4 protein-coding genes are annotated in these 3,836 nt (G+C 69.5%); 1 reads left to right on the forward strand and 3 read right to left on the reverse strand.

Annotation, left to right across the window (positions count from 1 at the left end):
* The 3 genes from ACWD0F_RS51825 to ACWD0F_RS51835 all read right to left on the reverse strand — a co-directional run.
* Positions 1 to 927: hypothetical protein (locus tag ACWD0F_RS51825; protein ID WP_449890501.1), on the reverse strand; the 927-nt coding region annotated here is incomplete at its 3' end.
* Between the two features lie 68 nt (positions 928 to 995).
* Positions 996 to 1,337, reverse strand: a complete 342-nt coding sequence (locus ACWD0F_RS51830; RefSeq protein WP_449890503.1) for a DUF4233 domain-containing protein — start codon at positions 1,335 to 1,337, stop codon at positions 996 to 998.
* Complete coding sequence (locus ACWD0F_RS51835; RefSeq protein ID WP_449890507.1) at positions 1,334 to 2,626, reverse strand: bifunctional folylpolyglutamate synthase/dihydrofolate synthase; 1,293 nt, start codon at positions 2,624 to 2,626, stop codon at positions 1,334 to 1,336. The genes ACWD0F_RS51830 and ACWD0F_RS51835 overlap by 4 nt, the downstream gene beginning before the upstream one ends.
* 188 nt (positions 2,627 to 2,814) lie before the next feature.
* On the opposite strand from ACWD0F_RS51835, the gene ACWD0F_RS51840 reads away from it, so the two are divergent.
* A complete protein-coding gene (locus ACWD0F_RS51840; RefSeq protein ID WP_449890505.1) occupies positions 2,815 to 3,633 on the forward strand; it encodes a carbohydrate-binding protein in 819 nt (272 codons plus the stop codon).
* Positions 3,634 to 3,836: the final 203 nt, after the last annotated feature.

Consider the following 3,836-nt stretch of genomic DNA (forward strand, 5'->3'; position numbering starts at 1 on the left):
AGCCAAGGTGCTGATTCCGGACGAATACCCGATGGTCAGCCTCCTGGGCTCCCGTGACGAGCTGCTACGCGTCATCGAGGGCGCCTTCAGGCCCGGCCCGCCGAGGCCGCCCATTTCGACCAGCGTGACCTGCGCGGCGCTCGGCAGCAGCACCACGCCGACCGCCACCATCGAGTACGCCATCGTCCGGCTCTCCGCACTGCCGATCGAGGCCAGCGCCAGCAGCCCGGCGATCGCGAGAGCGGCCAGCAGGATCACCTGGGTCGCCTGCCAGCCCACGGTCGCGGTGCTGATCGCCGCGACGGCGATGCCCGCCGCGGGCACGGCGGCCAGCAGCAGCCGGCGGCGTTCGTGAGCGTCGGGACGGTGCGCGGCCGGACGGCCCAGCACCATCCAGGCCACCAGGTAGGTCGCGGCCAGCCCGAGCGCCACCCCGGTCACCATCGGATAGGGCTGCAGCGTGATCTTCCAGCTACTCACGTCGTCGAGCGGCCAGAGCGCCAGCGCCTGTGCCGCGAGCAGGCTCAGGCTGAACGTCCCCACCCACAACGCCCGCAGCACCGGCGCGCGATCCCAGACCGCCGCCAGGGTGGCGACGACGACCACGCCCGCGCCTGCGCCGCGCAGCACGCGTACGGCTCCGACGACCATCTCGGACGCCGCATAACCACCGGCGGCATCCGACAGAGCCATCAGCGCCAGCGCGCCGACCAGCAGATGGGCCACCTGGAACCGGCGCAGCGCCACGGCGGCGAGTGGAACGGTGAGCATCAGGGCAGGCAAGGCGAGCCCATGCGTCCGCATTAACGCCACCCGGTCGATGTCGCCTGGCAGCAGCCTGGCCACGACGGAGAGGGTGTTGGGAATCGCGACGATCGCCAGTGGCAGCGCGGCCACGACGAGAAGCCCGAGCACCGTGTCAAGCAACCATGGATGTCTGAGGCCAGCCGAATGAGGCGACCGCTGGATCGGGGGGACGGCCATGTTGGCCGACTTTAGCGGGAAGTAGCGCCCTCGACACGGCGAGCGACGATAATCGCGGTGATCCACAGCGCCGCAAAGAGCGCACCGAGGAAGAACATCCACGTCACGAGGAAGCCCGAGCCGATCGCCAGCACTTGTACGGCGCTGCCGAGCACGTAGCCGAAAGGCTTCTTGAGCAGGCCCGCGGCCACCACGCACAACACGGCCAGCCCGATGCCGACGGTCACGGCGAGGCCGGGCGCGACACCTTCGACGCTGATCGCCACGGGCGTGATGAGCCCCGCCACGATGGCCTCCATGCCGAGCACGGATGCGCCCAGCCGGCGCATCCCCGGCGTCACTTCGAAGCTCATAGCGAACCATCCGCCTTCAGCAGTTGCCGCGCATCTCCTGCCGTGACGACGGACCCGGTGATGAGCACCCCGGTGCCGCTGAACTCGCCCTCCGCGTCGGCCATGGCGATGCCCTGGTCGATGGCGTCGTCGAGCCGGTCGACGACGTGCACGCGGTCCTCACCGAAGAGCGGCTCCGCCAGGGACGCCAGCTCGGCGGGGGACATCGACCTGGGCGAGGAGTTACGCGTGACGACGAGCTCGTCGACCAGCGGCTCAAGGAGCTCCAGCAGCCCGTCGACGTCCTTGTCCCGCATGACGGCGACCACACCGATGACCTTGGCGAAGTCGAACGCCTCGTGCAGCCCGTCGAGGGTGGCCACCATACCGCCGGGATTGTGGGCCGCGTCGATCACGACCGTCGGCGTGCGCCGCACGACCTCCATGCGGCCCGGGGACGAGGCCTGCGCGAACGCCTTGCGCACGATGTCGACGTCGAGCGGATCGTCACCAGCGCTCAGCGCCTCGACGGCGGCCAGCGCGCAGACGGCGTTGCTCGCCTGGTGCGCCCCGTAGAGAGGCAGGAAGACCTCCTCGTAGACACCCTTGAGCCCGCGCAGCGTGATGAGCTGCCCGCCGACCGCCACCTCGCGGCTCAGCACGCCGAATTCGAGCCCCTCACGCGCCACCACCGCGCCGACGTCGGCGGCCCGCCGCATCAGCACCTCGGCGGCCTCGATCTCCTGCTGGGCGAACACGGCCGTCGCACCGGGCTTGATGATGCCCGCCTTCTCGCCTGCGATGCTGGGGATGTCGGGCCCGAGCCGATCGGTGTGATCCAGTGAGATGGGTGTGATCACCGACACGGTGCCGTCGGCCACGTTCGTGGCGTCCCACGAGCCGCCCATGCCGGCCTCGATCACGGCGACGTCGACCGGCGTGTCCGCGAACGCGGCGAACGCCATGGCGGTCAGCAGCTCGAAGAACTGAATGCGCCGGCCCTTCGTGTCGGTCAGCTCGACATACGGGATGATCTCCTCGTAGACCTCGGCGAACCGCTCCTCGCTCAGCGACTCCCCGTCCACGGTGATCCGCTCGCGCATCGAGACCAGGTGCGGGCTGGTGAACCGCCCCACCCGCAGGTTGCGCTCCTTGAGCAGCGCCTCGGTCAGACGCGCCGTGCTCGTCTTACCGTTGGTGCCCGCGATGTGTATGACCGGGTACGCCTGCTGCGGCGAGCCGAGCAGGTCCAGGAGGGCCGCGATCCTGTCGAGCGTCGGCTCGAAATCCCACTCGACGCCACGCTCCATGATCGCGCGTTCAACCGCACGAAAGTCCACACCTCAACCCTACTGACCGCGGTACGCGCTCAAGCCGCGGGGCGAGCATATTGCCGGCCATATAGAAGTCTGGAGGGTACTCACCACCATCCCGTGGATGCCACCTTGAGAGCCGGCCCGCCCCACCCCCCAGGCAGGCCGCTCAGAAGGAGGCAACCGTGGAAAGCGAGAACACCCGCGCAGGAAAGCCGGGCGGCATCACGAGAAAGACGCTCTTCAAAGCGGCTCTCATAGCGGCACCGGTCCCCTTATTGACCGGGCACCTGCCCGCCCTGGCCCGCGACACGGCCGCCGGCGGCGGCCCGCTCAGCCCCACGCCCTTCTGCGACGACGGCGACGACCCCACGCCTCCGCAGACGGAAGGTCCGTACTTCAAGCCGGACTCTCCCCAGCGCGCCGTCCTGCCCGGCACGGGCACGGCACTGACCGTCAGTGGTTTCGTCTTCGGTCTGGCCTGCCAGCCCCTGGCCAACGTGCTGCTGGACTTCTGGCAGGCCGACAGGAACGGCGTGTACGACAACGTCACGTACAACTTCCGCGGTCACCAGTACACCAACGCCCAGGGGGCCTTCAAGCTCACCACTGTCGTCCCCGGCCTCTATCCGGGCAGGACGCGGCACATCCACGTCAAAGCCCAGGCGCCCGGCCGGCCCGTCCTGACGTCGCAGCTCTACTTCCCCGGCGAGCCCCGCAACACCACCGACAGCCTCTTCGATCCCCGGCTGCTCATGACCGTGCGCACGGTGGGGACCGCCAGGGAAGGCACCTTCGACTTCGTGCTCAACGTCCCGGGCACGCCGCCCACGGACCCACCGACAAGTCCGCCTCCGGGCGGCGGCACCTGGCAGGTTGGGGCGACCTACCAGGCGGGTGACCAGGTCACGTATGGAGGCGCGAGCTACCGGTGCCTGCAGGGGCACCTGTCGCAGGCGGGCTGGGCACCATCCAACGTCCCCGCTCTGTGGCAGCGCCTCTGACGAGGTCCCCGAACACAAGAGAGGGCCACCCCCGGCTGCAGGGGGTGGCCCTCGTTCGCTCCAACGCAGAAAGGGCCCCGCCCAGTACGTGGAGCCCTCCCCAGCAGCAAAAACAGAAAGGGCCCAGCGCGATGCGCGGGGCCCTGTCCAAGCGAAAACAGAAAGGGCCCTACACGGGGCCCTATCCTGTCTGCGCGCATGCG

This window comes from Nonomuraea sp. NPDC002799 (genome assembly GCF_053592075.1).

Excerpts from the sequence above, each read along its gene's own strand:
- ACWD0F_RS51830 (WP_449890503.1), bottom strand. The coding sequence starts at position 1,337 with ATGAGCTTCGAAGTGACGCCGGGGATGCGCCGGCTGGGCGCATCCGTG.
- ACWD0F_RS51835 (WP_449890507.1), bottom strand. The coding sequence starts at position 2,626 with ATGGAGCGTGGCGTCGAGTGGGATTTCGAGCCGACGCTCGACAGGATC.